The sequence below is a fragment of the Massilia paldalensis genome (assembly GCF_044901715.1).
Lineage (GTDB): Bacteria > Pseudomonadota > Gammaproteobacteria > Burkholderiales > Burkholderiaceae_D > Telluria > Telluria paldalensis.
The window spans coordinates 540413-562305 of sequence record NZ_JBJCIU010000001.1 but is presented as its reverse complement, the minus strand read 5'-3'; the positions used below and the strand labels follow the sequence as shown (position 1 = coordinate 562305).

At 64.1% G+C, this 21893-nt stretch carries 20 protein-coding genes; 2 read left to right on the top strand and 18 right to left on the bottom strand.

Translation table 11 applies throughout. The features are described from left to right. The first annotated feature begins 127 nt into the window (after positions 1–127). Both ACI1V7_RS02515 and ACI1V7_RS02510 read left to right on the top strand, forming a co-directional pair. Complete coding sequence (locus tag ACI1V7_RS02515) at positions 128–865, top strand: DUF3304 domain-containing protein (protein ID WP_404530199.1); 738 nt, start codon at positions 128–130, stop codon at positions 863–865. After that, positions 862–2937 carry a T6SS phospholipase effector Tle1-like catalytic domain-containing protein gene (locus tag ACI1V7_RS02510; protein WP_404530198.1) on the top strand — a complete coding sequence of 692 codons (2076 nt, stop codon included), beginning with the start codon at positions 862–864 and terminating at the stop codon, positions 2935–2937. The genes ACI1V7_RS02515 and ACI1V7_RS02510 overlap by 4 nt, the downstream gene beginning before the upstream one ends. Positions 2938–2991: 54 nt before the next feature. On the opposite strand, the gene ACI1V7_RS02505 is transcribed toward ACI1V7_RS02510, so the two are convergent. From ACI1V7_RS02505 to ispG, 18 genes are all read right to left on the bottom strand, one after another. Further along, on the bottom strand, positions 2992–3447 hold the full coding sequence (locus ACI1V7_RS02505; RefSeq protein WP_404530197.1) for an FKBP-type peptidyl-prolyl cis-trans isomerase: 456 nt from the start codon (positions 3445–3447) through the stop codon (positions 2992–2994). A 16-nt stretch (positions 3448–3463) separates the two neighbouring features. After that, the gene (locus ACI1V7_RS02500) at positions 3464–3922 is read right to left on the bottom strand and encodes an FKBP-type peptidyl-prolyl cis-trans isomerase (RefSeq protein WP_404530196.1); all 459 of its coding nucleotides are present in this window, start codon (positions 3920–3922) and stop codon (positions 3464–3466) included. A 108-nt stretch (positions 3923–4030) separates the two neighbouring features. Beyond that, a complete protein-coding gene (locus tag ACI1V7_RS02495; RefSeq protein ID WP_404530195.1) occupies positions 4031–4603 on the bottom strand; it encodes a PEP-CTERM sorting domain-containing protein in 573 nt (190 codons plus the stop codon). A gap of 37 nt (positions 4604–4640) precedes the next feature. Next, positions 4641–6530, bottom strand: a complete 1890-nt coding sequence (locus tag ACI1V7_RS02490; protein ID WP_404530194.1) for a S53 family peptidase — start codon at positions 6528–6530, stop codon at positions 4641–4643. 433 nt (positions 6531–6963) lie between these two features. After that, a complete protein-coding gene (locus ACI1V7_RS02485) occupies positions 6964–7416 on the bottom strand; it encodes a hypothetical protein (protein ID WP_404530193.1) in 453 nt (150 codons plus the stop codon). 10 nt (positions 7417–7426) lie between these two features. Continuing rightward, positions 7427–8023, bottom strand: a complete 597-nt coding sequence (locus tag ACI1V7_RS02480; RefSeq protein WP_290414685.1) for a MarC family protein — start codon at positions 8021–8023, stop codon at positions 7427–7429. Between the two features lie 274 nt (positions 8024–8297). Continuing rightward, complete coding sequence (locus ACI1V7_RS02475; protein WP_404530192.1) at positions 8298–8840, bottom strand: phosphoribosyltransferase; 543 nt, start codon at positions 8838–8840, stop codon at positions 8298–8300. A gap of 24 nt (positions 8841–8864) precedes the next feature. Next, on the bottom strand, positions 8865–10175 hold the full coding sequence (locus ACI1V7_RS02470; RefSeq protein WP_404530191.1) for an adenylosuccinate synthase: 1311 nt from the start codon (positions 10173–10175) through the stop codon (positions 8865–8867). Between the two features lie 3 nt (positions 10176–10178). Then, positions 10179–11333, bottom strand: coding sequence for an ATP phosphoribosyltransferase regulatory subunit (locus ACI1V7_RS02465; protein WP_290414688.1), 1155 nt, complete (start codon positions 11331–11333; stop codon positions 10179–10181). Between the two features lie 255 nt (positions 11334–11588). Continuing rightward, positions 11589–12485 carry a protease modulator HflC gene (gene hflC, locus ACI1V7_RS02460; protein WP_404530190.1) on the bottom strand — a complete coding sequence of 299 codons (897 nt, stop codon included), beginning with the start codon at positions 12483–12485 and terminating at the stop codon, positions 11589–11591. Beyond that, positions 12485–13954 carry an FtsH protease activity modulator HflK gene (hflK, locus tag ACI1V7_RS02455; RefSeq protein WP_404530189.1) on the bottom strand — a complete coding sequence of 490 codons (1470 nt, stop codon included), beginning with the start codon at positions 13952–13954 and terminating at the stop codon, positions 12485–12487. The genes hflC and hflK overlap by 1 nt, the downstream gene beginning before the upstream one ends. A gap of 3 nt (positions 13955–13957) precedes the next feature. After that, positions 13958–15148 carry a GTPase HflX gene (gene hflX, locus ACI1V7_RS02450; RefSeq protein ID WP_404531528.1) on the bottom strand — a complete coding sequence of 397 codons (1191 nt, stop codon included), beginning with the start codon at positions 15146–15148 and terminating at the stop codon, positions 13958–13960. 23 nt (positions 15149–15171) lie between these two features. Continuing rightward, positions 15172–15408: an RNA chaperone Hfq gene (gene hfq, locus ACI1V7_RS02445; RefSeq protein ID WP_036168820.1), complete on the bottom strand. Its 237-nt coding sequence runs from the start codon at positions 15406–15408 to the stop codon at positions 15172–15174. A gap of 298 nt (positions 15409–15706) precedes the next feature. Then, on the bottom strand, positions 15707–17047 hold the full coding sequence (gene der, locus ACI1V7_RS02440; protein WP_404530188.1) for a ribosome biogenesis GTPase Der: 1341 nt from the start codon (positions 17045–17047) through the stop codon (positions 15707–15709). Positions 17048–17054: 7 nt separating this feature from the next. Beyond that, positions 17055–18206, bottom strand: coding sequence for an outer membrane protein assembly factor BamB (bamB, locus tag ACI1V7_RS02435; protein ID WP_404530187.1), 1152 nt, complete (start codon positions 18204–18206; stop codon positions 17055–17057). Positions 18207–18369: 163 nt separating this feature from the next. Next, positions 18370–19023 carry a YfgM family protein gene (locus ACI1V7_RS02430; RefSeq protein WP_404530186.1) on the bottom strand — a complete coding sequence of 218 codons (654 nt, stop codon included), beginning with the start codon at positions 19021–19023 and terminating at the stop codon, positions 18370–18372. 36 nt (positions 19024–19059) lie between these two features. Beyond that, complete coding sequence (gene hisS / locus ACI1V7_RS02425) at positions 19060–20406, bottom strand: histidine--tRNA ligase (protein ID WP_404530185.1); 1347 nt, start codon at positions 20404–20406, stop codon at positions 19060–19062. A gap of 209 nt (positions 20407–20615) precedes the next feature. Next, positions 20616–21881 carry a flavodoxin-dependent (E)-4-hydroxy-3-methylbut-2-enyl-diphosphate synthase gene (gene ispG / locus ACI1V7_RS02420; protein ID WP_404531527.1) on the bottom strand — a complete coding sequence of 422 codons (1266 nt, stop codon included), beginning with the start codon at positions 21879–21881 and terminating at the stop codon, positions 20616–20618. Positions 21882–21893: the final 12 nt, after the last annotated feature.

The window sequence follows — 21893 nt, the reverse complement described above, 5'->3', positions numbered from 1 at the left end:
AATTTTTCCATGGGACCACGCAAGCCCACGCTTTCGCCGAAGCAGAACATTAACGAGAAGTATTCGTCGGCTTCTTACCGCAGATAAAATATTCTGTAGCGGGACATATATTATGATGAAAAGATTTATGAAGACATCGTTTTTCCTAGTTTCACTGTTCACCGTGATGCTACCGCTTACGGCTCGTGCCGAACAAAAGATTCCGGTGAGCATACATGGCGTTAATTACAGCAACGAAGACTTTAGCTTTGCATTGATTGATCCGGAAGATCCCAAGAACGGAGGTTCTGGAGAACTAGTTGGGAGGTTCTCAGGAGGTGGTACAGTTTGCTGCTATGCCTTACCAAAAACTTGGCATCCGGGTATTAAAGTGCTCATCAAAGCGCAACATTGGCTGAAGCGAGACGCTAATGGACAGCTACCTGAGATTAAGGAAACTCATACGGTCGAGGTGCCACGCTATGCGGACGACAAGGTAAGTGATTTATGGGTATTGCGGCAGCAGGATGGATCGTATGCAGTCGTTTCAAGTCGATATCAGCCGAATCATGAGAAGTGGCCGGGGACGATAAAAGGGTGGCCAATCCCCTCTGCGGAATATAAGCGTGAAAGAATAATGGCTGAGATTAAGGAAACGGAAAATAGTATAAGGAATCTTGAGGCAGAGGAAAAAGAGATTAAAGTCGATTCAATAACGCATGCTAGGAAGATGTGGCCTGCGCTGGTCGATGCCGGGATAATTAAAGCCTCAGACTATACTGGCCCTGAGGATAAGAAATTTCAGAATCGCCTAAAGGATGACACTGAAAAATTCCTGAAGTCGGACCGAGAAAAACTTGAATATCTGAGAAACTATAAGCCATGACTACCGGACTATGCGCGCCAATCCCTGAGTTATTTACCAAATCGGCAGACAAGAGTTCCTTTTTCAATCAGACAGAGCAATTAATTTTGCGAAACCTCGAGAATATCGAAAAGCCTGCGCAAAATTCCCCTCTTGCCATCTGTAGAGAAAACCTATATTTCGGTTTCTTCTTTGACGGCACGAGAAATAATTATATAAAAGCAGAGGATACAAAAAGCCACTCTAATGTGGCTCGACTATATGACTGCTTCCCTGGCACAGATGCCGTAGGAGTGTTACCCAACGCAAGGTGGACATACAAAGACGACACGTTCAAAGACTTCAAAAACTACTTCAGAACATATATTCCCGGAGTAGCCACCCCGTTCGACAAAATTAAAGACCCAGGCAAAGGTTGGCAAGCGCTGTTCGGTGGGGCAATGGGACTCGGCGGCAGCAGCAGGATCGGCTGGGCGTTAGTCCAGGCGATCAACAACGTCCATCGCTTTTTCTTGGGGCAGCCTCTGGTTTCAGGAGAGGAAGAATACAGAGCCACTTGTGCCAAGTTCAGTTGGCTGCAGCGCGAAAACATGTTCTTCCAAGACCCTGTATTCGAAGATATGTCGGATAGCAATCGCGACACGTGCAGGCACCTCACGGCTCTACTGCGCAAGTTGCATTTTGCAGTCAAGCAACACTGGCACGCCCCTGGCGAGCTTCCTGCGAAAAAAGATCCGGGCATTGTAGAAACCATTCATATTTCCATCTTTGGTTTTTCGCGCGGCGCCACCCAGGCTCGTGCGTTCGCAAACTGGCTCATTGCCCTATGCGAACTGGATGCGCAACTGTGCAAAAAAACTGGGCGGACCCTAGGTGGTTTTCCGGTCCGGTTTGACTTTATCGGTATCTTCGACACGGTCGGCTCCGTTGGGGTTGGCGCTACGTTTGCCGACAAATTCTGGGGCAGATTCGCCGACGGACACGGCGATTGGGCAGACTCCGAGCGTAATTTGCGCATTCCTGCTGGCGTACCCTGCTTGCATTTGGTCGCAGCCCATGAAATCCGGCGCAGCTTCCCAGTCGACTCCATATCGATCAGGGGGGTCTTGCCCGATAAATGCAACGAGATCGTCATTCCCGGGGTGCACTCGGACATCGGCTCCGGCTATACCCCGAAGGAACAGGGAAGAGGCATTACCGACGATGGCTCCGACATGCTTGCGCGCGTGCCACTCATCATGATGTACAAGGCTGCACGCTTGAGCGGCGTCCCCCTGAAGCTCGAATGGGCACCGGAAATCGCGAAACAGCGATTTGCGATCTCGAAGAACGTCATCGACGATCTCAACAGCTATCTGGAGTGCTGTAGCGTCAAGGAAGGTTCGCTCACCGACATCATGCGTGAGCAGGCGCATTTGCGGATCCTGTATCACCGTACCCGTCGGATTGGCGGCAAGACGCCCATCACGGAAACCGACAGCTTCAAACGTGCAACCATGTTCGATAAAAACGATCTCAGGGGTGCGTATGAGGAACTGAACGCCGAAGTCGACGCGTTCGAACAGAGTCTTGCATCTGGAAAGACCAGCGCCCCGAGCCAGCCTCAAGGTCCAGGACTCGAGGACAAAGCCGAAGAATGGCGTGAAATCGCACTTTGGTGGAAGAAAAACGAAACTGCACCGGCCGCCGTGTTGAAGCTGTTCGATGACTATATCCACGACTCCCGCGCTTGGTTCAAGATTGCAATAAACGCGAAGGACAACGAGGCCGATCTGATCAAGGAGTTGGAAACCTGGAAGCATACGGTCGAAGCAGCCGAACTGCGTGCCAAGTCTTCTGGGGCGAAGCCGTATTACGGGGGACTCGACGCAGAACAGGTAAAGGCCGCGAAGGACTATGCGAAAACAGGCACCATCCCCGAAATGAAAACATTCGGGCGAGAGAACTGGGAGATCGCCGGCTATCTGCGCTACCGGCGAATCTACGCTGGCGGGGATAGTATGATGATCACGAAGACCGAGCAGGTGCCGGCACCTGCCGCTGCGTTTGCCAGCGTCGAAAGCGGTCGGGGGAAGGAAAGCGCCGCCATCTAGAGGCTGCGGCATACGCTGACGACCGGGTCGCGTATGCCGCTACCGCTGGGTCGGTCAGTGCACCTCGACCAATTGGATCTCGAAGATGAGATTCGCGTTCGGCGGAATCGGCCCCGTCCCTTCCTTGCCGTAGCCCATGGACGACGGCACGACGAGCACGCGCTTGCCGCCTTCCCGCATGCCGGCCACGCCTTCATCCCATCCCTTCAGCACGGCCGCGCCGCCGATGCGGAAGGTGAACGGCAGGCGCTTGAGCGAGCTGTCGAACTCCTCGCCGCGCTGCTGCGGCGCCTTCGGGTCGTACATCCAGCCCGTGTAGTGCACGGTAACGCGGTCGCCCACATTCGCAACCTTGCCAGTACCGACCACGGTGTCGATCTTCTGGAAGGTGATGGCCGACGTGTCGGCGACGAAGGGCTTCGGCGGCGGCGCTTCCTTGCGGCGCTCGCAGCCGGCCAGCATGCCCGCAAACGCGATGCCGATGGCGCAGGCGGCGAGCAGGGATTTCATCGCGGTGCGCATCACCTTACTTCACGTCGAGCAGTTCGACGTCGAAGATCAGGTTCGCCTTCGGCGGGATCGGGCCGATGCCGTCGTCGCCGTAGCCCAGCGCGGCCGGGATGATCAGCGTGCGCTTGCCGCCGACCTTCATGCCTTCCACACCCTGGTCCCAGCCCTTGATGACCTGGCCGGCACCCAGCGCGAAGCTGAACGGCTCGCGGCCGACGGAGGTGTCGAACATGGCGCCCTTCTGGCCCGGCTGGCTCGGTGCGAACAGCCAGCCCGTGTAGTTGACGACGACGGTCTGGCCGGCGGCGGCGACCTTGCCGGTTCCTTCGACGGTGTCGATCTTCTTGAATTCCTGGGCCGAGGTGTCGGCGGCGACGGCGGGCGCCTGGGGCGGCTCGTTCTTCTTGCGCTCGCAGGCACTCAGGGTCAGGACGACTGCCAGGCCGAGGGCGCCTGCGGTAAGCATCGATTTCATGGTTGTTTTCGGGATCTGTTGGACAAGTCCGACAGTATCCCCGGGCTTGCGCCGCCGCACAAGGGCGGCGGCGCGTCCGCGCGGGCAGCGCCCTCCCCGCCCAACCGGTCAGGCGGCTTCGGCCGGTGCCGGCGCCATGCGGCGGCGGCGTGCAGCCACCAGGCCGGCCAAGCCCATGCACACGAGCGCCAGGCTCATCGGCTCGGGCACTGCGGCGACGTCGTCCACGGCAAAGCCGCTGAAACCGGCACCATCGACGAGGAAGGTGCCGCTCAGGATCAGCGAATAGGTGCCGCTGTCGAGCCAGCCGGAACCGGCGATGGCGGCGCCAGTGACGTCGAGCAGGAAGTTGGGCACGTCCGTGTAGGGATCGCCCGTCGCGAAGAAGCCGGCGTCCTCGAACGTCACGGCGTTCGCGCTGTCCGGCTGCAGCTTGAGGCCGAACCAGGTCGTCGGTGCCGACGGCGGCGTATTGAACAGAAATTCCCACAGGAAGGTCTCGCCGGCCTGGACCGAGGCATCGCCGAGGCCGAAGTTCCAGGTCTGCGCCGTGCCCTCGCCCGACATGTCGGGGAACACGAACGAGGAGCCCGTGTAGGTATAGATCGGCGCGGCGAAGGCGGTGGCGGCCGTGCAGGTGGCAAGTACCAGGCCCAGCAGGAAATGCTTGATCGATTTCATTGTCGTCTTTCTCCGTTGTTCAAGTGAGCAAAAGCGTTCAGAACTGCACGCCGAGGACGCGCGCGAGGTTCGCCACGTCGAGCGTGCCGAGGCCCGTCGCCGGATTGAAGCTCGCCTTGCTGCTGTAGTAGAAGTCGGTGCCGGCCGTGATGGCGCGGAACGGCGAGCCGGCACCGTAGCCCCTGGCCTTGAAGGCGCCGTACAGCTGCGGCTGCAGGAAGCCGACGCGGCCGCCCTTGCCGGCGCTGATCAGGGTGAAGATACCGTTCAGCTGTGGCGAGACGAAGCTGGTACCGCCGCTGCCCGATCCCCACATGCCCTCCTGGTACACCGAGTAGCCGCTGTACGGGTCAGCGTTGAGGGACACGTCCGGCAGGTTGCGGCCCGCGTAGTTGCCGGGCATGTCGATCAGGTCGAGGACGCCGTTGCCGGGCTCGCCGACGAACGCGTTCTTGCAGTACAGCGTCTGGCCGGCCGCGCTGTTGGCGACGCCGGCCAGGTTCGCCTGGTAGCTCGGCCGCGCGAAGTTGACGCTGACGCCGCCGCCCCCACCGACGGGGAAGATGTTCGCGTAGTAGTAGGCCTGGCCGTAGTTCTTGACGAAGTAGTCGCGCAGGTAGTCCCAGGCCCAGGCGCGTTCCTGGCTCACCGTGATGGTGCCGTACAGGTGCGGCTGCACGTGCGGCAGCGTGGTGCCGCCGGCGGCCAGCACGATCGGATCGGCGGCCGGGTAGTCGACGCTCAGCAGCGTCGTGCAGTCCGGATAGGTGTAGTTGCGGTTGATGTCGTAGGCGCCGGCGTCGCCCGATGCGGCGATCACGGGAATGCCTTGCGCCGCTGCCTGCAGGAACACGGTGTGCAGCGCCGCCATCGACTCAGGATAGTTGGCGATTTCCGCCGAGCCCCAGCTGATCGACAGCGTGTCGACGAGGTTGTCGTCGACCGGCTGCGCGAACACGTCGATGAAGCCCTGCTCCGTGTTCGGCGCGATGTACACGCGCATGTCCGCGCCCGGGGCCACGCCGCCCGACTGCTGCACGTCCAGCGTGGTCTCGCCCGCGCCCTCGGTACCGACGCCGTAGCCCGGGCTGGCGCCGCCATCGACGCGCACGTCCGTGATGCGGTTGCGGGCCGTCGCCAGGCCCAGCGAATCCCAGTACGCGAAGGCATCGGACTGGCGGTAGTCGGCCAGCGTGGCGATGCCGATCGTGCGGCCGGCGCCGTCGATGCCCGCCTGGTACAGCGGCGTGATGTTGTACTGGCGGGCCAGGTCGGCGGTCGTGTACGAGCCGGGCTCGGCGGTGGCAGCGGCGGCCGGGGTCGGCACCTTGGTGGGCGCGACCTGCCCTTCGGCGGCAGCGGCGCCGGCGTTCACGCGGCGTACCGTATTGCTCTTCATCAGCGGACGGCTGCTCAGGCCGTGCACGCCCTTCACCACGCCGGCAAGCTGCGCCGGGATCGCCGTCGTGCTCAGCGGGGCCTCGTAGGTCTGTCCCGCCAGCGAGAAGCGGTGGATCGGACTGCCGAACACGGCGGCCAGCTGGGCATTGGTGCCCTGCACCGACACCAGCAGGTTGTTCTTGTACACGCGGGTCACCGCGAGGCCGCTGGCCTTCAGGAAGTTCACGACCTGGGATACGGACGCGGCATCCTGGCCGTACTGAGCACCGACCTGTTCCGGGGTCAGGAACCTGCGGTAGTTCGGACTGGCCGGATCGACGGTGGACGCGACGAACGCTTCCAGCGCGGCCAGGTTGCGCACGGCCAGGGACAGCGTGATCGCGCGGACTTCTCCCTGCGGCGCAAGGCCGAGGTCGACGGCGCGCGCATTCTTCGAGACATTCACTTGCGTGGAGGTGGTGGCTGCCTGGGCCAGGGAAGCGGCCAGCAGGCCGACGGCAACAGCAATTGCGCTAAGGGCTTTCATTGGACTCCCTCTCGTGGTTATGAAACCCGCGGGTGCGACGCTTGGAAGCGGGTAAGGAGTCCCAGAGCAACGTCCATGCCAATGTTTATCCACGATAAAAATTTACATGGAATCAACACCTTGAGGCGCCAAGGCGCAATCAATGGCAATAATTCGCTGTATTTATGTAATTTTCTTCGACAAAACGTCACAAAATAGTGCATAAATGCTTGGCATTTGGATATGTCGATTTCCTCTGGGAAGATTCATGCGACGCGCATGGACGGATTGGCACGTCGCGGGAGAGGGCTGCGGCACGCCTGCCCTATGGCGCAGGCGTTAGCACATGCCAGGTGGGTAACAAGGAAGATGGGAGACGCGGCGACCGGGGTGGAAAGATTGTCGACATCGCCCGTGTCATTGCATGAGAGGCATCGCGCCTCGAGGCCTCCGGTTAGGCGTAGCCGTGGTAGTGGAAGGCGGTGAACCGCCGTTGGTCGGGGTCGTACGTGGCATCGAAGAAGCACTTGCCACCGTCGCGGACGTTCAGGAACGCCTGGCTCAGGCGCGTTTCGTCCATGCCCAGCGTCTCGCATGCGCCCGCCACCCGTATGACGCGCACGCCGTTCGTGAGCATACCCTGGTACTGGACAATATACGTGTGCAGTTTCGGCGCGACCGTGGCACCGGCTTCCTTGCGCATCTCCGCCGCTATTTCGCTCAGCATCGCGTCGGGTACCTGCCATGCTCCGCCCCGGACTTCGAACCAGCGCTTCAGCAGAATCGGGGCGGCCGGGGGCGTCCATGCGGGACCGGCACCATCCTGCGCCTGCGCCCGCACCGATGCAAGACACGCGAGCAGCAGGGCCGCGATGGCGACGAAGGGACGGCGTACACATGCGAACATATGACGGCGGCTACAGCGTCTTGACGAACTCGCGCACCCCGCCCAGCAGCATCTCGATCGACATCGCCGTCAGGATCAGGCCCATCAGCCGTTCGAACGCCGTCATGACCTGCGGCCCCAGCACTTTCAGCAAGCGCTCGGCGCCGAGGAAGACGGCCAGCCAGACGACGCCCACGGCGGCCAGCGCCGCCACGTGCACCATCACCTCTTCCACGCTGCCCGAGGTGAATAGCAGCACCGTCGCCAATGCGGACGGACCGGCCAGCGCGGGAATCGCCAGCGGCACGATGAACGGCTCGCCGTGCTCGCTCTTGCCCAGCACGCCGTCCGGATGCGGGAAGATCATGCGGATCGCGATCAAGAGGAGGATCACGCTGCCGCCGATGCGCAGCGAAATGTCGGTGAGCTGTAGCGCGTTCAGGAAGTGGCGGCCGAAGAACATGAACAGCAGCAGCAGCAGGAAGGCGATCGCGCATTCGCGGATCACGACGCGCGGGCGCCGCGCCGGCGCCGTGTCTTTTAACGCTGCGACGAACAGGGGGACGTTGCCGAAGGGGTCGGTGACGAGCAGCAGCAGGATGAAGGTCTGGAAGAAGCTTTGGGTCATGGCGTGTTGTTGTTGTTTTCGAGGGCAGATGAGCGTTGGCCGGTAACACCTGCACGTCGTCCCCGCGGAGGCGGGGACCCAATGTCGCTGCGCCGCCGGCATGCGTGAAAATTAGGCCCCCGCCTGCGCGGGGGCGACGGTTCTAAGGGTACGGGCATTTGGAACAGCAGCGATCTTAACCGATCTATACAAGCGCCGTCAGGCGCCGCAGGCAAAAAAAAGCGGCGCCCCCGGCGCCGCCCTTCACTTCATGCCGCAGGCGGCACGAACGCAATCACTTCTGCTCGAACTTCTTCAGCCACGCCGACAGCTGGTGCGGACGCAGGCCGTCGTAGTCCTCGAACGGCTGGTGGATCCACGGGTTGTGCGGCAGGTCTTCCAGGTGGTAGTCCGGCACCAGCGACGAGGTGCCCTTGACCCAGATGACGGCCGAGCGCACTTCGGTGACGTCCGGGTAGTTCGACTGCAGGTGCTCGCGCACCTTCACCAGCGTCACGCCAGAATCGGCCAGGTCGTCGACCAGCAGGATGCGGCCGGCCAGCGGGCCCTTGGTCATCGTCATGTACTTGGCGATGTCCAGGTTGCCCTGCTTGGTGCCCGCTTCTTCGCGGTAGGAGCTGGTCGACAGGATCGCCAGCGGCACGTCGAAGATGCGCGACAGGACGTCGCCCGGGCGCACGCCGCCGCGCGCCAGGCACAGCACCATGTCGAACTTCCAGTTCGATTCGTAGACCTTCAGTGCCAGGCGCTCGACGAGGCGGTTGTAGTCATCCCAGGAAACCCACAGGTCCTTGTCGGTCGATGCAGGAGTATTCATCGTTCAGTAATCCCTATTGTTCTCTTATGCCGCGAACGGATGGCGCAGCACGATGGTTTCTTCGCGGTCCGGACCGGTCGACACCATGTCCACCGGAATGCCGACCAGCTCTTCGATACGCTTGATGTAGGCGCGGGCGTTGGCTGGCAGCTCTTCCATCGACTTGGCGCCGACGGTGCTTTCCTTCCAGCCCGGCATTTCCTCGTACACGGGCACGCAGGCCGCTGCCTCTTCGGCGCCGACCGGGAAGATGTCCACGTCGCGGCCGTCGATCTTGTAGCCGGTGCACAGCTTCAGCGACTCGATGCCGTCCAGCACGTCCAGCTTGGTCAGGCACATGCCGGTCACGCCGTTGATCTGCACGGACCGGCGCAGCAGCGCGGCGTCGAACCAGCCGCAGCGGCGGGCGCGGCCCGTCACGGTGCCGAACTCGTGGCCCACGCGCGACAGGTGCTCGCCGACGCCGGCGTCGGTCGGCAGTTCCGACGGGAACGGGCCCGAACCCACGCGGGTCGTGTAGGCCTTGGTGATGCCCATGATGTAGTGCAGCATGCCCGGACCAACGCCCGAACCGGCGGCGGCATTGCCGGCCACGCAGTTCGACGAGGTGACGAACGGATAGGTGCCGTGGTCGACGTCCAGCAGCGAGCCTTGCGCGCCTTCGAACAGCAGCTTGCCGCCGGCCTTGTGGGCGGCGTACAGCGCCGACGACACGTCGCCGACCATCGGACGCAGGCGCGGCACCAGGGCCATCGCGTCGTCGAAGGTCTTCTGGAAGTCGACGGCCTGGCCGCCCAGGTAGCCGGTCAGCACGAAGTTGTGGTAGTCCAGGTTCTCGCGCAGCTTCTCGGCAAAGCGGGTCTCGTTGAGCATGTCGGCGATGCGGATGGCGCGGCGCGCGACCTTGTCTTCGTAGGCCGGGCCGATGCCCTTGCCGGTCGTGCCGATCTTGTTCACGCCGCGCTTGGCTTCGCGCGCCACGTCGATGGCGACGTGGTACGGCAGGATGACCGGGCAGGCCTCGGAGATCTTCAGGCGCGAAGCGACTTCGACGCCGGCGGCTTGCAGCTTGTCGATCTCGCGCATCACGTCCGGTACCGAGACGACGACGCCGTTGCCGATGTAGCAGGCCACGCCTTCGCGCATGATGCCCGACGGGATCAGTTGCAGGGCCGTCTTCTGGCCCTTGATCACGAGCGTGTGGCCGGCGTTGTGGCCGCCCTGGAAACGCACCACGCCGGCGGCGTGGTCGGTCAGCCAGTCGACGATCTTACCCTTGCCCTCATCGCCCCACTGGGTGCCGATGACAACGACGTTCTTAGCAGTATTTGACATCACTTAACCTAAGTTTTTGAGAATCCAATTTCCTTGTTCGAGGACGAGCACGCGGTCGCACTCGAACTCGTCCTGTACATTGTCGTGCCCCGGCATGGACTGGATCACGACGTCGCCGGCCTTGCGCAGCTCGGCGATTTTTTCGCGCAGTTCGGGCGTGTTGCCCCACGGCGCACGAATGGCGTGTTTGCGATCGGCGACCGGCAGCAGGCGCGCCAGTTCGCGCAGGTCGAGCGAGAAGCCGGTCGCGGGACGTGCGCGTCCGAACGCCTCGCCCACATGGTCGTAGCGGCCGCCGCGCGCCACGGCGTTCGGCAGGCCCGGCACGTACAGCGCGAACATCGCGCCGCTTTCGTACTGGTAGCCGCGCAGGTCGGCCAGGTCGATCGCGACTTGCGCGCGGCCCATCGCGGATGCGGCCAGCGCGGCGAGTTCCGCCAGCGCGCGCGTGATGCCGGGCATGGCCGGCAGCAGTTCCTTGGCCCAGGCCAGCACCTCGATGTCGCCGTACAGGTTCGGCAGCGCCAGCAGCGCGTCGCGCGTGGCCGGGGCGTACTTCGCCGTGGCTTCCTGCAGGCCGGGAATGTCCTTCGAGCGCAGCAGGCCGTACAGCAGCTGCTCGTCGCGCTTGGCCAGCGGATCGTCGTCCAACAGCGCGCGCAGCACGCCGACGTGGGACAGGTCCAGGCGCGGCGTGTCGAAGCCGGCCAGGCGCAGCGATTCGAGCGCCAGTTCCTGGATCTCGGCATCCGCTTCGAGGCCGGCGTGGCCATAGATCTCGGCGCCGATCTGCAGCGGCTCGCGGGTGGCGTGCAGGCCGGACGGACGCGTATGCAGCACGCTGCCGGCATAGCACAGGCGCGTGACGGTGTCGCGGTTGAGCAGGTGGGCGTCGATGCGGGCGACCTGGGTGGTCATGTCGGCGCGCAGGCCGAGCAGGCGGCCCGTCATCGCATCGACCAGCTTGAAGGTGCGCGAATCCGTGTCCTCGCCGGCGCCGGCCAGCAGCGAGTCGACGTATTCGAGCAGGGGCGGCATGACGAGCTCGTAGCCGTAGGTACGGAACGTGTCGAGCATCAGGCGGCGCAGCTCTTCGATCTTGCGCGCTTCGGACGGCAAGACGTCGGCGATATTCTCGGGCAGAAGCCAGGTAGGCATGGGCAAAGCGGATGGAAGTTGTTAAACGTCGGGCAACAAGGAAGGCGGCTTTGCACGCATTCCTTGCGCCGAATCGACGATTTTAACCGAAAACCACGCAGGTTTGGCGGTCAAGATGGTAGAAGCGAATGATTTTGCGACAACAGATGCGTCGCGGGTAGGGATGGCGTTACGGATGGTGGGCATATGATGCCCACCCTACAAATGTTGACGACGATGAATATCGCAGGGTGGGCACCCCGTGCCCACCACGCGTCATTTGCCCGCGCCCGGCCCTTTGAAATACTTGAAGAACTCGGAATTCGAATCCAGCACCAGGATATCGCTCTTGCCCTTGAAGGTCGCCTTGTAGGCTTCCATCGAGCGGTAGAAGCGGTAGAACTCCGGGTTCTTGCCGAACGACGCCGTGTAGATCTGGGCGGCCTTCGCATCGCCCTCCCCGCGCACGATCTCCGCATCGCGCTGGCCCTCGGCCAGGATCACGCTGCGCTGGCGCTCGGCGTCGCCGCGGATCTGGTCGGCTTCCGCCGTGCCGGTGGCGCGCAGCTCGGCGGCCATGCGGGTACGGTCGGCCTTCATGCGCTCGATGATGCCGTTGTTCGCCTGGTCGGTGAATTCCACGCGCTTGAGGCGCACGTCGACGACTTCCACGCCCAGCGTACGGGCATCCTGGGCCACGCGCTGGCGCACGGCCGCGCCGATGTCGCCGCGCTGGCCCGCGACGACGTCGCGCACTTCTCGCTTGCCGATCTCCGCATCCAGGGCGCCGCGCACCAGCTGCGTCATCCTGGCGGCGCCACGCTCGGCGCCGCGCTCGTTGGCACTGGCGGCGCCGGCCGTCTGGATCAGGTACTGGCGCGGCTCGACGATCTTCCATTTGACGAAAGCATCGACGTGCAGGTCCTTCTTCTCGGCGGTGGCGAAGTGCTCGCCGTCCGGGGTGTCCAGCGTCTGCAGACGTTTATCGAGGTAGACGACGTTCTGCAGCGGCGCCGGCAGCTTGAAGTACAGGCCGGGCTCCTTGATCACGTCGCGCAATTCTCCCATCGCATAGACGACGGCATAGCGGTGCTGGTCGACGACGAACATGCTCGACGTCAGCAGGTACAGGGCCACCACCACGGCGGCCAGCAGGGTTACCAGGCGGCTCATCAGCGGGTCTCCCGTTCGCGTGCGTTCTCGCGGCTGCGCAGGTCGCGGTGCTGCGGCTGCTGGGCCGGCGCGGCCTCCTGCTGCTGTTGCTGCGGCTGCGCTTGCGCCGGTTGTTGGGCCGGCTGCGCTGGCGCGCCCGGTGCTTGTTGCTGAGGTTGTTGCTGCGGTTGCTGTTGCTGCGGCGCGGCCGGCTGGCCCGGCGCCGTCGGCTGCTGGTTCGACGGCACCATCACGGGGCCGGAACGGCTGCCGATGGCGGCTTCGTTGGCGGTCGACTGGGCCAGCATGCGGTCCAGCGGCAGGTACAGCTGGTTGGTGCCGGTCTTGGCATCGATCAGGATCTTGCTGGTGCTCGAGAACACCTGCTGCATCGTGTCCATGTACATGCGCTCGCGCGTGACGGCCGGCGCCTTGGCGTATTCGGCCACCACCGCGTCGAAGCGGGCCGCATTGCCGGCGGCCGTGTTCTCGACCTTGGCGCGGTAGGCTTCCGCGTCTTCCATCTGGCGCGCGACCAGGGCCCTGGCCTGCGGCAGGATGTCGTCGGCATAGGCCTGCGCCTCGGCCTTGGCCTTGGCGCGGTCTTCCTGGGCCTTGGCGGCATCGTCGAAGGCGCCCGCCACCTGGTCGGGCGGCTGCACCGACTGCATGTTGACGGACACGATCTCGGCGCCCAGGCCGTAGCCGTTGGCCAGCTGCTGGATGGCCGAACGTGCCTGCACGGCCAGCTTGTCGCGGCCGCCGGACAGCACGTCGTCCAATCTGCTTTTACCGACCAGCTCGCGCACCACCGTCTCGGCGGCGTCGCGCACCGTCTCGACCTGGTCTCGGTTGTTGAACACCCAGGCGACCGGATCCTTGATCTTGTACTGCACGGAGAACTGCACGTCGACGATGTTCTCGTCGTTGGTGAGCATCAGCGCCTCGTTGGGCTGCTTGTTGCGCACGTTGGCGCGATAGCCGATCTCGGCCGTCTGCACCTGGGCCACGTTGACGAGCTCATGGCCCTGGAACGGCGCCGGCCAGCGCCAGTTGAAGCCGGCCGTGGCCGTATGCGACACCTTGCCGAAGCTGGTGACGATGCCGACCTGCCCTTCCTGCACGATGAAGGCGCCGCTCGCCAGCCAGATCAGGGCGGCGATGGCGCCGACCACGACGGCGGTCAGGCCGGCGCCGCGGGCGTCCGGACGGAAGCCGTCGCCGCCGTTGCCGTTGCCCCGCTTGCTGCCGAAGAGTTTGTTCAGGCGCTGATTGAAGTCACGCCACAGCTGGTCGAGGTCGGGCGGGCCGTCGTTGTTGTTCTGGTTGTTGGGACGGCGGCCTTCCTGGGCCTTGCGCTCGCCCTCGGGCTTGTGGCCCCAGCGGGGATCGTTCAGCGACAGCTTGACGCCGGCCGCGATGCCGGACAGCCGGGTACGGGGACGCGCCCCCGCGCGGGCGCGGAGACGCTTGATCAGGGAAACGAACATAGGCTAGTGGTGTGGTCCGACAGGGGTGATCGCAGACAAGTTCTCGACCGGGCCCACGACCGAACCGGCGTCGGCGTCATGCGCCAGGCCGCGCTCGTCGATATCCAGCTCGTCGGCGGGTGCCGGGCCGGAACGGGCCGCTTCGACGATCGCGTCGCGCAGCAAGTCGAGGCCGGCGCCGCTATGGGCGCTGATGAAAACGCGGCTGATCTTACCATATTCATCACGCTCGACCCCGGGCTCCAGCCCGGCCGCATCGATCTTGTTCCAGACCAGGATCTGCGGCACGTGGTCGGCGCCGATTTCGCGCAGCACCTCGTTGACCTGCTCGATCTGCTCCATGCGCACGCCGGACGAACCGTCGACCACGTGCAGCAGCAGGTCCGCATGGATGGTTTCCTCGAGCGTGGCGCGGAACGCCGCCACCAGCTGGTGCGGCAGTTCGCGCACGAAGCCGACCGTGTCCGAGACGACGACGTTGCCGACTTCCTCGCCCAGGTAGAGGCGGCGCGAGGTGGTGTCGAGGGTCGCGAACAGCTGGTTCGCGACATACACCCCGGCCTTGGTCAGGGTATTGAAGAGCGTCGACTTGCCGGCATTGGTATAGCCGACCAGCGACACCGAGAATGTCTTGTTGCGTCCGCGCGAGCGGCGCTGGGTTTCGTGCTGCTTGCGCAGCTTGGCGAGGCGCGAGCGCAGCATCTTGACGCGTTCGCCGATCAGGCGGCGGTCGGTCTCGAGCTGGGTTTCGCCGGGGCCGCGCAGGCCGATACCGCCCTTCTGGCGCTCCAGGTGGGTCCAGCCGCGGATGAGGCGCGTGGCCAGGTGCTGCAGCTGGGCCAGTTCGACCTGCAGCTTGCCCTCGTGGCTCTGGGCGCGCTGGGCGAAGATATCGAGGATCAGGCTGGTACGGTCGACCACGCGCACATTGAGCTTGCGCTCCAGGTTGCGCTGCTGGGCGGGCGACAGGGCGTGGTTGAAGATGACGATCTCGACCTTGTCGGCGAGAGCCGCCTGGGCGATCTCGTCGGCCTTGCCGCTGCCGACGAAATACGCGGGGTCGGGACTGTTGCGCTTTGCGGTGATCGTGGTGACCGGATCGGCTCCGGCCGAGCGCGCCAGCAGCGCCAGTTCTTCCAGGCTGGCTTTGAAATCGCCAGCCCCGAAGTCGATACCGACCAATGCTGCGCGCATGACGGAGGCGTCAGCCATCGACCTCACTCGGCGTCTTGCTCAAGGTTGAGGTTGACGGCGCGTGCCGGAACGACGGTGGAGATTGCGTGCTTGTAGACCATCTGGGTGACCGTGTTACGCAGCAGGACTACGTACTGGTCGAAGGACTCGATATGGCCCTGGAGCTTGATCCCGTTGACGAGGTAGATCGAGACGGGGACGTGCTCCTTGCGCAAGGCGTTCAGGAATGGGTCTTGTAACAGTTGCCCTTTGTTGCTCATGACAGCTCCGTGATGTTGTTGTAGTTTCAAAATTGTGGCGAGATGCCAGTTTTCAAGTGGGTTGGCCGACATTCTCACGTTGTGAATGTTGGACAGACCTACTGTAACCTGTTTTGGTCTTCTTTGTCGTACCGCTACCGTTAAAGCTGGCTTAAATCCCGATGTGCCGCACTACCAAAAACGTCGTCCCTGCGAAGGCGTGATAGTGCCCCCGGCACTATCACCCCAACGTTGCATGCGTTGACGATATGCGCGCAAATTGGGTCCCCGCCTGCGCGGGGACGACGTCGGTTGATTATTACTCACCCTTGGCGAACGGATTCTTCCCGCTGCGCAGTTCGATCCGCAGCGGCGTGCCGATCAAGTTGAACGTATCGCGGAAATGCTTTTCGAGGTAGCGCTTGTACGGCTCTGTCACGCCATCGAGGGCATTGCCGTGGATGACGATGATCGGCGGGTTCTGGCCGCCCTGGTGGGCATAGCGCATCTTCGGACGGGTGCCGCCCTTGCGCTTCGGTTCCTGCTTCTCCACCGCCTCTTCCAGTGCGCGCGTGAGGCGCGGCGTCGACAGCTTGGCCGTCGCCGCGGCGTAGGCCGTGTCGATGGACTTCATCAGGTGGTTGATGCCGGTGCCCTTCAGCGCCGAGATGAACTTGGTCTCGGCAAAGCCCAGGAAGTCCAGCTTGCGGTCCATGTCGTTCTTGACCTGGTCGCGCTGGTCGCTCGTCAGGCCGTCCCACTTGTTGACGGCGATGACGAGCGCGCGGCCCGTCTCCAGGATGAAGCCGGCGATGTGGGCGTCCTGCTCGGAGATGTCCTGCTGGGCGTCGAGCATCAGCACGACGACGTTCGCTTCCGACACCGATTGCAGCGTCTTGACCACCGAGAATTTTTCGATGGCTTCGAACACCTTGCCGCGGCGGCGGATACCGGCCGTGTCGATCAGCGTGTAGTGGCGGCCGCCCTTCTCGAACGGCACCTCGATCGAATCGCGGGTGGTGCCCGGCATGTCGAAGGCGATCACGCGCTGCTCGCCGACGAGGGTGTTGATGAGGGTGGACTTGCCCACGTTGGGGCGGCCCACCAGCGCGATCTTGACGCCGTGGTCCGCCGGCGCCAGCTCTTCCTCTTCTTCCGGACGCTGTTGCAGCGCCTGGTCGATGGCCTCGTTGACGAGGTCCAGCGTGCCGTCGCCGTGCGCGGCCGAGATCACATACGGATCGCCCATGCCCAGCTCGTAGAACTCGGCGGTGACCGACGTGTACTTCATGCCCTCGCTCTTGTTCACGACCAGCATGACCTTGCGGCCCGACTTGCGCAGGAAGTCCGTGATGGTCTTGTCGTGCGGGGTCAGGCCCTGGCGGCCGTCGACGATGAACATGACCACGTCGGCTTCGGCGACGGCCTGGCGCGTCTGCAGCGCCATTTCGTGCATGATGCCTTCCTTGGCCACCGGCTCGAAGCCGCCGGTATCGATGACCAGGAAGGGGCGTTCGCCCATCCGGCCCTCGCCGTAGTGACGGTCACGTGTCAGGCCCGGCAGATCCGCCACGAGCGCGTCGCGCGAGCGGGTCATGCGATTGAAAAGGGTCGACTTCCCGACGTTCGGGCGACCTACGAGTGCGATTACCGGCTTCATTGAAATATTATTCGACCGCGATGGCGGTCACTGTTCCGTTTTGTGTTTGAAAAATCAGGTTCGAGCCGACGACCAGCGGCGGCGCCACGATGGCGCTGCCGTCGGTGGCGGCGCGGGCCAGGAAGGCACCGTCCTCGCGCGACAGGAAGTGCACGTAGCCCTGGTAGTCGCCGACGGCGACGGCGCGGCCGTACGACACCGGCGTGGACAGGCGGCGGTAGGCCAGCTTGTCGTTCTTCCAGGCGCTCGTGCCCGAGTCGCGCTGGTAGGCGAATACGGAGCCCTTGTCGTCCGGGACGAAGACGAAGCGCTGGTCGGCGGCGATGCCCACTTCCGACGAGATGTCGCGGGTCCAGCGCGCGCTGCCGTTCGACAGGTCGAAGCAGCCGACGCGGCCCTGGTACGTGACCGCGCAGACGTCGCCTTCGATGATGACGGGGGCGCCGCCGATGTCGGTCACGCGTTCCAGTTCGGTCGCGCCCTTGGCCACGCCCACTTCCAGTTCCCAGCGCGGCGCGCCGGTGGCCAGCAGCAGCGACAGCAGCTTGCCGCCCGGCTGGGCGATGATCACGTCCTTGTCGTGCACGATCATGCCCGGCGCCAGGCGCAGCGTCAGCGGCGGCGAGGTGCGTTGCACGGTCCACTTCTTCTCGCCTGTCCTGGCGTCGAAGCCGACGATGCGGTTGTCGATGCTGCGCGCGACGACGACGCCTTCGCCCACGGCCGGTGCCGACAGGATCTCGCTCGACAGCTGGGCCTTCCAGATCTGCTTGCCGTCCATGTCGTAGGCCAGCAGCAGGCCCTTGGCGGCGCCCACCACGATCACGTTGCCGTCGGTACCCACGCCGGCGGTGAGATCGGCATCGGTCTTGACGCGCCACAGCTGGCGTCCGCTGGCCGCCTCGGCGCGCACGATCTGGTTCCCGCCCGCCGCGATGACGGTGTTGTCGGCCACCGCCGGCGCCATCAGGTAGTTCTGCGACTTGCCGACGTCCAGCTTCCAGGCCGTGCGCACGGCCATCGATCCCTTCAGGTCGACCAGCGGCGCCGGCTGGTTGCCCTTCGGCTTGGACGAGAACGGGTTGAGCGAACTTAAGGTGGAGCAGCCCGTCATCAGGGCAAGGACACCGACACCAACGAGCTTGCGGGAAATACGCATGTTGTTTTTACCTTGTTCTTGAAAATACCTTGCTCCCGCAAGGGCGGGAGCGCATGCACTAGCACGTCGTCCCTGCGCAGGCAGGGACCCAATTTTGCATGAGCTGTCGCAAGGCCAGCCACATTGGGTCCCCGCCTGCGCGGGGACGACGGCGATCGGCCGATCAGGCCGGCTTGACCGTCACCGCCGGCGCGCCGCCGATGGCATCGAGCTTGACCTGGACGATCTGGCGGCCCGGATGGTTCTTGTCCATCTTGTCGAGCGCCGCCTGGTAGGCGGTGCGGGCGTCCGCGATCTTGTTCTGGGCGACCAGCACGTCGCCCTTGCGGTCCTGCGCCTCGGCGGCGAACTGCGGCAGGATATCGCCGTTCAGCAGCGCCAGCGCCTGGTCGTAGGCCTTCTCGTCGAGCAGCACGCCGGACAGGCGCAGGCGCGCGATCGACTTGTACTCGTCGTTGCCGTGGTCGATCGCCCATTGCAGCTGGGCCTTCGCGGTCTTCAGGTCGTTGGCGTCGAACGCGGCCTTGGCGGCGACCAGGGCGGACATCGGCGCATACGCGGTCGAGCCGAACTTGCTTTCGACGTCGGCGGCGATGCGCTGGGTCTTGGCATTGTCCTGGGCCTGGCTGGCGTTGACCAGCTCGTCGTACAGCGCGGACGCTTCCGCCGTCTGCTTGCGCTGGTGCGAGTTCCAGAAATTCCAGCCGGCGTAGGCGGCCAGCGCGATGATCACCACCCAGGTGATGAGGTTGCCGAAACGGCTCCAGAAGGCCTTGAAATTGGCTATCTGTTCCTGTTCTTCGAGATCGTATGCCATGGACGTCGTTCTTATTGATGGAGGATGGTGGATGGATTACGGGTGGTAGTGCACGTGATCATGGTCGTGGTCGTGATCGTGGCCGCCCACGATCTGGTCGACCAGGTAGTCGACGGCTTCGTCGAAGGCGACCGTGTTCTGCTGGGCGCCAGTATCGGCCTCGCGCAGCGCCTTGATGGCGACCGTGCCGTTCGCGACTTCGTCCTCGCCCAGGATCACGGCGAACGCCGCGCCGGAGCCGTCGGCCTTCTTCATCTGGCTCTTGAAGCTGCCGGCGCCGGCCGGGGTCGCGCAGTGCAGCACCACGTCCAGGCCCGCGTCGCGGATGCGCTCGGCCAGGATGAAGGCCTTGATGCGCGCTTCATCGCCCTGGTGCACCATGTAGACGTCGCACTGCGCCGGCTCGGCCGGCTCGCCCTGCGTCTTCATCAGCTCGATCAGGCGCTCGATGCCCATCGCGAAGCCGATGCCCGGCGTCGGCTTGCCGCCGAAGGTCTCGATCAGCGGGTCGTAGCGGCCGCCGGCGCAGACGGTGCCCTGCGCGCCCAGCGCGTCGGTGACCCACTCGAACACGGTGCGGTTGTAGTAATCCAGGCCGCGCACCAGGCGCGGGTTGACCGTGTACTGGACGTTGTTCGCGTCCAGGATCTGCTTCAGGCCGTTGAAATGCGCCAGCGATTCCTCGCCCAGGTAGTCCAGCAGCTTCGGTGCGGCGTTGACCAGGTCCTGCATCGCCGGGTTCTTGGTGTCCAGGATGCGCAGCGGGTTGGCGTGCAGGCGGCGCTTGGCTTCCGCGTCCAGCACGTCGATGTTCGCCTCGAAATAGGCGATCAGGTCGGCGCGGTGGCGCTGGCGCTCTTCCGCGTTGCCGATCGAATTCAGTTCCAGGCGGATCTCGGGCAGGCCCAGGTCGTCCCACAGGCGGCGGCACAGCATGATCAGTTCCGCGTCGATGTCCGGTCCGGAGAAACCGATCGCCTCGGCGCCGAACTGGAAGAACTGGCGGTAGCGGCCGCGCTGCGGACGCTCGTGGCGGAACATCGGGCCCTTGTACCACAGGCGCTTCGGACCGTCGTAGACCAGGTTGTGCTCGATGACGGCGCGCACGACGCCGGCCGTGCCTTCCGGGCGCAGCGTCAGCTGGTCGCCGTTCATCGAATCGGTGAAGGAATACATCTCCTTCTCGACGATGTCGGTGACGGCGCCGATGGCGCGCGCGAACAGTCCCGTTTCCTCGACGATCGGGGTGACGATCTTCTGGTAGCCGTAGCTCTTGAGGACCGATTCCGCGGTGTTCTCGAACAGTTCCCACAGCGGCGCGTCGGCCGGCAGGATGTCGTTCATGCCTTTGATGGCGACGATTTTCTCTTTTTTATCGGACATTTCTAATTCCTTCTGGCTGCTATCGCACTGCAGGTTCGTAGCTTGCGCGAATCCTGATAGTCAGCATGGGTTCCCGCCTTCGCGGGAACGACGGCGTATATTGTAATGGTACAAACAGCACCGTCGTCCCTGCGAAGGCAGGGACCCAATTTCACAGGCATCGCGGCGACCCATGCAAATTGGGCCCCTGCCTTCGCAGGGGCGACGTATCAGGCAGCTTCCGTCTGCTTCCCGTAATTCTTCTTCACATACTCGAGCACGATCGTCTTGAATTCCTCGACGATCCGTTCCCCGCGCAGTGTAGCGACCTTTTCGCCATCCACAAAGACCGGGGCGGCGGGCGATTCGCCCGTGCCCGGCAGCGAGATGCCGATGTTGGCGTGCTTCGATTCGCCCGGGCCGTTGACGATGCAGCCCATCACGGCCACGTTCATCGCCTCGACGCCCGGATATTCCTGCTTCCAGGTCGGCATCTGCTCGCGCAGGAAGGTCTGGATGTTGTCGGCCAGTTCCTGGAACACGGTCGACGTCGTGCGGCCGCAGCCCGGGCAGGCGATCACCATCGGGGTGAACTTGCGCAGGCCCATCGTCTGCAGGATTTCCTGGCCGACGACGACTTCCTTGGTGCGGTCGCCGCCCGGTTCCGGGGTCAGCGAGATGCGGATCGTGTCGCCGATGCCTTCCTGCAGCAGCACGGACAAGGCGGCCGTCGAGGCGACGATGCCCTTGCTGCCCATGCCCGCTTCCGTCAGGCCCAGGTGCAGCGCGTAGTCGCAGCGCTTGCCCAGTTCGCGGTACACGGCGATCAGGTCCTGCACGCCGGACACCTTGCACGACAGGACGATCTTCTCGCGCGCCAGGCCGATCTCCTCGGCGCGCTGGGCGTTCTCGATCGCGGACGTGATCAGGGCCTCGTACATCACGGCCTGGGCGCTCCACGGCTGGGCGCGCGCGGCGTTCTCGTCCATGATGCGGGCCAGCAGCGCCTGGTCCAGGCTGCCCCAGTTGACGCCGATGCGCACCGGCTTGTCGTAGCGGATGGCCGTCTCGATCATCTGGGCGAACTGGCTGTCGCGCTTGGCGCCCTTGCCCACGTTGCCCGGATTGATGCGGTACTTCGACAGCGCCTGCGCGCACTCGGGGTAGTCGCGCAGCAGCAGGTGGCCGTTGTAGTGGAAGTCGCCGACCAGCGGCACGTCCACGCCCATGCGGTCGAGCTGTTCGCGGATCGCGGGCACGGCGGCCGCCGCTTCCGGCGTGTTGACCGTGATGCGCACGATCTCGGAGCCGGCGCGCGCCAGTTCCTTGACCTGGATGGCCGTGCCGATCGCGTCGGCCGTGTCCGTATTCGTCATCGATTGCACGACGACCGGCGCGTCGCCGCCGACCTGCACCTTGCGCGCGCCGTGCTGCACGACCACGCCGCGGCTGGCGCGGCGCGCGAGCGGGCCCGACGGGATCGGTTCGGCGCACATATTCGTAGCGTT

What these genes read in the sequence shown, in the direction of transcription:
- ACI1V7_RS02505 (WP_404530197.1), bottom strand. Translation starts at nt 3,447, where the DNA reads ATGAAATCCCTGCTCGCCGCCTGCGCCATCGGCATCGCGTTTGCGGGC.
- ACI1V7_RS02515 (WP_404530199.1), top strand. Translation starts at nt 128, where the DNA reads ATGAAGACATCGTTTTTCCTAGTTTCACTGTTCACCGTGATGCTACCG.
- ACI1V7_RS02490 (WP_404530194.1), bottom strand. Translation starts at nt 6,530, where the DNA reads ATGAAAGCCCTTAGCGCAATTGCTGTTGCCGTCGGCCTGCTGGCCGCT.
- ACI1V7_RS02475 (WP_404530192.1), bottom strand. Translation starts at nt 8,840, where the DNA reads ATGAATACTCCTGCATCGACCGACAAGGACCTGTGGGTTTCCTGGGAT.
- ACI1V7_RS02470 (WP_404530191.1), bottom strand. Translation starts at nt 10,175, where the DNA reads ATGTCAAATACTGCTAAGAACGTCGTTGTCATCGGCACCCAGTGGGGC.
- der (WP_404530188.1), bottom strand. Translation starts at nt 17,047, where the DNA reads ATGAAGCCGGTAATCGCACTCGTAGGTCGCCCGAACGTCGGGAAGTCG.
- ACI1V7_RS02495 (WP_404530195.1), bottom strand. Translation starts at nt 4,603, where the DNA reads ATGAAATCGATCAAGCATTTCCTGCTGGGCCTGGTACTTGCCACCTGC.
- ACI1V7_RS02480 (WP_290414685.1), bottom strand. Translation starts at nt 8,023, where the DNA reads ATGACCCAAAGCTTCTTCCAGACCTTCATCCTGCTGCTGCTCGTCACC.
- ACI1V7_RS02500 (WP_404530196.1), bottom strand. Translation starts at nt 3,922, where the DNA reads ATGAAATCGATGCTTACCGCAGGCGCCCTCGGCCTGGCAGTCGTCCTG.
- hflX (WP_404531528.1), bottom strand. Translation starts at nt 15,148, where the DNA reads ATGCGCGCAGCATTGGTCGGTATCGACTTCGGGGCTGGCGATTTCAAA.
- ACI1V7_RS02485 (WP_404530193.1), bottom strand. Translation starts at nt 7,416, where the DNA reads ATGTTCGCATGTGTACGCCGTCCCTTCGTCGCCATCGCGGCCCTGCTG.
- hfq (WP_036168820.1), bottom strand. Translation starts at nt 15,408, where the DNA reads ATGAGCAACAAAGGGCAACTGTTACAAGACCCATTCCTGAACGCCTTG.
- ispG (WP_404531527.1), bottom strand. Translation starts at nt 21,881, where the DNA reads ATGTGCGCCGAACCGATCCCGTCGGGCCCGCTCGCGCGCCGCGCCAGC.
- ACI1V7_RS02510 (WP_404530198.1), top strand. Translation starts at nt 862, where the DNA reads ATGACTACCGGACTATGCGCGCCAATCCCTGAGTTATTTACCAAATCG.
- hflK (WP_404530189.1), bottom strand. Translation starts at nt 13,954, where the DNA reads ATGTTCGTTTCCCTGATCAAGCGTCTCCGCGCCCGCGCGGGGGCGCGT.
- ACI1V7_RS02430 (WP_404530186.1), bottom strand. Translation starts at nt 19,023, where the DNA reads ATGGCATACGATCTCGAAGAACAGGAACAGATAGCCAATTTCAAGGCC.
- hflC (WP_404530190.1), bottom strand. Translation starts at nt 12,485, where the DNA reads ATGAGCCGCCTGGTAACCCTGCTGGCCGCCGTGGTGGTGGCCCTGTAC.
- ACI1V7_RS02465 (WP_290414688.1), bottom strand. Translation starts at nt 11,333, where the DNA reads ATGCCTACCTGGCTTCTGCCCGAGAATATCGCCGACGTCTTGCCGTCC.
- bamB (WP_404530187.1), bottom strand. Translation starts at nt 18,206, where the DNA reads ATGCGTATTTCCCGCAAGCTCGTTGGTGTCGGTGTCCTTGCCCTGATG.
- hisS (WP_404530185.1), bottom strand. Translation starts at nt 20,406, where the DNA reads ATGTCCGATAAAAAAGAGAAAATCGTCGCCATCAAAGGCATGAACGAC.